This window comes from Streptomyces durocortorensis (assembly GCF_016901035.1).
GTDB classification, from domain to species: domain Bacteria; phylum Actinomycetota; class Actinomycetes; order Streptomycetales; family Streptomycetaceae; genus Streptomyces; species Streptomyces durocortorensis.
In genome coordinates this window covers 1-250 of record NZ_JAFEUF010000607.1, presented here as the reverse complement: position 1 = coordinate 250, position 250 = coordinate 1, and the positions used below count along the sequence as shown (strand labels likewise).

Sequence of the window (250 nt, the reverse complement as noted above, 5' to 3'; positions counted from 1 at the left end):
CCCGCGGCCCGACCCGGCCCTCGCCCTCGCCGTCCAGCAGGAATGCCTGCGCCGCGGCCTCATCGTCGAACTCGGCGGCCGCCACGGCGCCGTCGTCCGCCTCCTGCCGCCCCTCACCCTCACCGACGAGCAGGCGACTGCCGTCGTCGACCGTCTCGCCGACGCGCTGTCAGCCGCGACACGCTCCCCGCACCGTCGGACCACCGCCGGGCCGACCACCTGACCCCGGAATCCCCACAAGGAAGAACGC

General features: G+C 75.6%; 1 pseudogene. It reads left to right on the top strand.

Features of this window, described 5'->3' with window-relative positions:
* Positions 1 to 223: pseudogene (locus JS521_RS36240) on the top strand (aspartate aminotransferase family protein); the annotation flags it as partial.
* Positions 224 to 250 lie beyond the last annotated feature (27 nt).